The 4775-nt window shown below is 37.9% G+C and carries 7 protein-coding genes; 2 read left to right on the top strand and 5 right to left on the bottom strand.

Annotation, left to right across the window (positions count from 1 at the left end):
• Together ACIQ6Z_RS09040 and ACIQ6Z_RS09045 are read left to right on the top strand one after the other, a co-directional pair.
• On the top strand, positions 1-653 hold a 653-nt coding region (locus ACIQ6Z_RS09040), incomplete at its 5' end, for a sensor histidine kinase (RefSeq protein ID WP_396210561.1).
• 13 nt (positions 654-666) lie between these two features.
• On the top strand, positions 667-1443 hold the full coding sequence (locus ACIQ6Z_RS09045) for an enoyl-CoA hydratase/isomerase family protein (protein WP_396210562.1): 777 nt from the start codon (positions 667-669) through the stop codon (positions 1441-1443).
• 10 nt (positions 1444-1453) lie between these two features.
• Here the strand turns inward: ACIQ6Z_RS09045 and ACIQ6Z_RS09050 are convergent, their stop codons facing one another.
• The 5 genes from ACIQ6Z_RS09050 to ACIQ6Z_RS09070 form a co-directional block, all read right to left on the bottom strand.
• Positions 1454-2098 (bottom strand): HD domain-containing protein, encoded by a 645-nt coding sequence (locus ACIQ6Z_RS09050; protein WP_396210563.1) that lies wholly within the window; start codon positions 2096-2098, stop codon positions 1454-1456.
• A 63-nt stretch (positions 2099-2161) separates the two neighbouring features.
• The gene (locus ACIQ6Z_RS09055) at positions 2162-3154 is read right to left on the bottom strand and encodes an acyl-ACP desaturase (protein WP_396210564.1); all 993 of its coding nucleotides are present in this window, start codon (positions 3152-3154) and stop codon (positions 2162-2164) included.
• A 1-nt stretch (position 3155) separates the two neighbouring features.
• The gene (locus tag ACIQ6Z_RS09060; RefSeq protein ID WP_396210565.1) at positions 3156-3893 is read right to left on the bottom strand and encodes a lysophospholipid acyltransferase family protein; all 738 of its coding nucleotides are present in this window, start codon (positions 3891-3893) and stop codon (positions 3156-3158) included.
• 113 nt (positions 3894-4006) lie between these two features.
• Positions 4007-4387: a hypothetical protein gene (locus ACIQ6Z_RS09065; RefSeq protein WP_396210566.1), complete on the bottom strand. Its 381-nt coding sequence runs from the start codon at positions 4385-4387 to the stop codon at positions 4007-4009.
• 11 nt (positions 4388-4398) lie between these two features.
• Positions 4399-4775: BrxA/BrxB family bacilliredoxin (locus tag ACIQ6Z_RS09070; RefSeq protein WP_396210567.1), on the bottom strand; the 377-nt coding region annotated here is incomplete at its 5' end.

Raw genomic sequence — 4775 nt, forward strand, 5'->3', positions numbered from 1 at the left:
CCTGGCGTGAAATGGCCAAACAAGTAGCACATGAGATAAAAAACCCTTTGACGCCCATGCGATTAACGGTGCAAAATTTCCAACGTAAATTTGAAGCAAACGATCCCAATATATCCAAAAAATTAGCCGATTACACCCAAACCATTTTACAACAAATCGACACCATGAGTTCGGTGGCCAATGCTTTTTCAAATTTTGCCACCATGCCGGCCCAACAGAACGAAACCTTAAATGTAGTTGAGGTCGTGCAAATGACTTTGGAAATTTTCAATGAAGAGTATATTCGTTTTTCGGCGATAGAAGATGAAATTATTGCCAAGTTAGATCGCACACAATTGATCCGTGTGGTTACCAATTTGGTAAAGAACGCCATTCAAGCCATACCCGAAACACAGGAAAATAAATTGGTTTTTGTAACGGTTTTTAGGGAGGACCAGCAAGTCAAAATAGCAGTGAAAGACAACGGTAAAGGAATTTCAGCGGAAAATGCAGCGCGCATATTTGAGCCAAAGTTTACCACCAAGTCGAGCGGAATGGGACTTGGATTAGCCATCATTAAAAATATTATTGAAAATTACAAAGGAACCATTACTTTTGAAACAACATTAGACCAAGGAACAGAATTTTTAGTTTCTTTTCCCATAAATAAATAATTTAAACACTAAAATGGAACATATTCTAATTGAAAAGCAAGCGCATATTGCAGTAATTACGATCAATCGCCCTACAAAATTAAATGCGTTAAATAAAGAAACGATACAGGAGCTTCACGAGGCATTTTCGGCATTAAACAAAGAGCAAGCAGTAAAAGCCATCATAATTACTGGGAGTGGTGAAAAAGCATTTGTAGCAGGAGCCGATATTTCTGAATTTGCTAATTTTTCAGTACAGGAAGGACAAGAATTAGCGGCGCAAGGACAAGCTTTGTTGTTTGATTTTGTTCAAAATTTGAGCACTCCGGTTATTGCAGCCGTCAATGGTTTTGCTTTAGGAGGCGGATTAGAATTGGCCATGGCCTGTCATTTTAGAGTAGCTTCAGTGAATGCAAAAATGGGGTTGCCTGAGGTGACTTTAGGGGTAATTCCAGGATATGGTGGTACCCAACGATTAACACAATTAGTGGGTAAAGGACGAGCTATGGAACTCATTATGACAGCGGGAATGGTTGATGCAGAAACCGCAAAAAACTACGGATTGGTTAATCATGTAGTGGCACAAGAAGAATTATTGGAGTTTGCCAAAGGAATTGCGGCAAAAATAGCGAACAATTCCAGTGTAGCTATAGCCAAAGCCATACAGGCTATTAATGCCAATTTTGAAGACGGAACCAATGGTTATGCCGTTGAAATTGAAAATTTTGGCGCCTGTTTTGGAACCGAAGATTTTAAAGAAGGAACTACTGCCTTTTTAGAAAAAAGAAAGGCGATTTTTCCAGGAAAATAAAGATAAAGTCTTATTCTTTACCTTCCCATTCAGCATAAAATTGTGCCAAAAAATGAACCATGAAATCGTGGCGTTTTTTGGCCATTTTTTTACCCGTTTCGGTATTCATTTTATCAGTTAGCAGCAAAAGTTTTTCATAAAAATGATTGATGGTCGGTGCCTCGTTTTTTTTATATTCTTCTTTCGTTTGGGAAAGATTTGGTTTTATTTCGGGATCATAAAGGGCTCTGTTTTTAAATCCACCATAATTGAATGTTCTTGCAATGCCGATAGCACCAATGGCGTCCAATCGATCGGCATCTTGCACAATTGCTAATTCTTTGGAATGAAATTGTTGGTCAAAATTTCCGCCTTTAAACGAGATGTTTTCTATAATTGCAATGACATGATCAATCGTAGCAGGTAACACCTGGTTTGCCTCTAGAAACGCTCGAGCAACCTTTGGTCCAATGGTTTCATCGCCGTTGTGAAATTTAGAGTCCGCAATATCATGTAATAGAGCAGCCAATGTTACCACTTCTAGATCGCAATCTTCTGCGGCTGCAATTACTTGTGCGTTTTTATAAACCCGTTCGATGTGAAACCAATCATGACCTCCTTCGGCATTTTTGAGTTGTTCTTTTACGAACAGTATTGTATTTGGTATTAATGACATAATATGAAGTTAAAAATCCTCTCTTTTCAGAAAGGATTGATGATGTTATTGCGTTTATTTCTCTTATTTTACCAAGGCAGGTTCTACCCATTTGAAAACATGTCCTGTTTCAGGGATGACCAAACGCTCTGAAATTTTGATCATTCTAGCCGGTAATTTCATAAGGAAATCTCGCGCTTTTTCAGCCTCATCGGTTAAGCCTGATATTTTGTCGATTTCCCATTTGTCCATCAATTTTTGCATGATGTCTACATAATCAGCCGCTGTGTATACTCCAATTCGTTGTGCTGCATCAGAGAAATGTTCAAACGCTGAACTTATTTTTTGTCCCGATTCTCTGAGGTAATGCGCCGGCATTGTAATTTTATGTTTCATCATGTGTTGAAATGCCAACATCATTTCGCTCGGGTCAATTTTGAAAATTTGATTCACAAATTCGCTATAAGCCAAGTGGTGTCGCATTTCGTCTCCAGCAATCATATTGCACATTTTATGCAACTTTTTGTCGCCGTAACTTTTGGCAATTTGGGCCACTCTATTGTGTGAAACATAGGTAGCCAGTTCCTGAAAACTGGTGTAAACAAAGTTTTTATAGGGATCGTTGCTGGTACCGATATCAAAACCATCATTAATTAGATACTGCGTAGTTATTTCTACTTCTCTCATATTGACCCTCCCCGATAAATACAAATATTTATTCAACAAATCGCCATGTCTGTTTTCTTCACCGGTCCATTGTCTAAACCACTTATTCCATCCGTTTTCTTTTTCTTCAGAGGCCACCCCATCAATATTTAACAACCAGGATTCATAGGTAGGAAGCGCTTCTTCGGTAATGGTATCGCCCACTAAGGTTACCCAAAAATCATAAGGCAAATCCTTAGCAATCTCTTGTAATTCTTTTACTTCTTCAAAAAATGTTTCCTTTTGAGCATTTGGAAGTAAATCGGTAGGTTGCCAAATTTTTTCAACAGGAATTAAAAATTCATCGACAAAAGTGTCGATTTTTTTTTCTAAAAATTGCATCACTTCTAGACGCACGTTTTGTACTGACATATTATGTTTTTTGTATCGCTTGTGTTATTATTGTCTCTGTTTTTTCAAAAATTTCTTCAAATGAAAAGTCCGTAACTTTGAGGGCAGGGTGTATTTCAAAATTTAAGGCATTTCCTAGTCCCATTGGGAAGGAGCCGTATTTGGTCATTTTCCAAGAATTGTTAATCGTTATTGGCAAGAAATACGCATCGGGGGCAAATTTATAGAGCATTTTTAATCCACTAGATGCAAAAGGCTTGGGTTGGCCATTTTTGCTTCGTGTGCCTTCTGGAAAAATCACTATCGCATAATTATTGGCATTTATTAACTCGGCCACTTTTTTTATTTCGGGTAAGGCTTGTTTGGGATCTTTTCGATCAATTAAAGCAGAACCGCCGTGTCTTAAATTATAGGAAACACTAGGAATACCTTTCCCCAATTCAATTTTACTGATGAATTTTGGATGTGTTTTTCTCAAGAACCAAATCATCGTGGTAATATCATGTAAGCTTTGATGATTGGCTACAATAATTAACGGTTTGTTTTCTGGAATGTTTTCCATGCCTTTTAAATGAAAGGTGGTGCCTAAAACATGTGTCGTTCGCACGAGGAACCAATTCAAATACGCCACACTGATGCGGTGCGCGTTGTATCCAAAAAAGGTAAAACAAACCCATTGTATCGGATGGAAAAAGACCAACCAAAGTAAAAAAAAGAAGTAATATACTATAGTAAGTGGATAGGATACTAGTTTTTCCATTGCAAACGAATTTTGACAAAAGTAAGGTATAAAATAAAAAAACCACCAAAATAAAGGCGGTTTTATTGTATGCTAGCATAGTATTAAGGTCAAAAACGTGCTACTCTAGTAAGTTAATCGATGATGGTACAAACACCATTGACACAGCCTATAGTATTAGGTGGGCCTACCAACATGCAATCAGAAATGGCGCCAGTTTCTATATTATATTCTTGGTCCATTTCGTAATATTCGTTGACCATGTTTTCCAAAACGGATTGGTTAACTGTATTGGGATACACCAAATACTCTCTGGGACCACCACAAGGTTTTGCTCCGAAAGCAATAGATAGGCATCCCGTAGCATTAGCACAGGAAAAGCTTTGGATATAGTTTAAAATTTCTTGCTTTTTCTCGGCTAATAATTCAGGTGTTGTTCTCGTATTCTCGTTATCATCGCACTGAAAACTAGGCAATAATAAGGTTAAAAGTAGAATTCTAAAAAAATGTTTCATATGGATCTTTTTTAGCAAAACTCGTTATACGCATCTTTTAAGTTTTCGGCAATTAATTCTGCTGGGCGCCCTTCAATATGATGACGTTCTAACATATGAACCAATTCGCCGTCTTTAAACAACGCCATACAAGGTGATGATGGAGGAAAAGGAAACATGTGTTGACGCGCAGCATCTACTGCTTCTTTGTCAACTCCTGCAAAAACAGTGACCAATTGAGAGGGTTTTTTACTTCCGTCTAAACTCATGATAGCTCCTGGACGCGCATTTCTAGCGGCACATCCACAAACCGAATTAACAACCACTAAGGTTGTCCCTTCGTTTTTTAATACACTTTCTACAGCCGCTGCATTATATAATTCTTGAAAGCCTGCTACGGTTAGTTCCG

Origin of the sequence: Flavobacterium sp., assembly GCF_044376915.1 — a bacterium.
GTDB lineage: Bacteria > Bacteroidota > Bacteroidia > Flavobacteriales > Flavobacteriaceae > Flavobacterium.

What these genes read in the sequence shown, in the direction of transcription:
- ACIQ6Z_RS09045 (WP_396210562.1), top strand. Translation starts at nt 667, where the DNA reads ATGGAACATATTCTAATTGAAAAGCAAGCGCATATTGCAGTAATTACG.
- ACIQ6Z_RS09060 (WP_396210565.1), bottom strand. Translation starts at nt 3,893, where the DNA reads ATGGAAAAACTAGTATCCTATCCACTTACTATAGTATATTACTTCTTT.
- ACIQ6Z_RS09055 (WP_396210564.1), bottom strand. Translation starts at nt 3,154, where the DNA reads ATGTCAGTACAAAACGTGCGTCTAGAAGTGATGCAATTTTTAGAAAAA.
- ACIQ6Z_RS09065 (WP_396210566.1), bottom strand. Translation starts at nt 4,387, where the DNA reads ATGAAACATTTTTTTAGAATTCTACTTTTAACCTTATTATTGCCTAGT.
- ACIQ6Z_RS09050 (WP_396210563.1), bottom strand. Translation starts at nt 2,098, where the DNA reads ATGTCATTAATACCAAATACAATACTGTTCGTAAAAGAACAACTCAAA.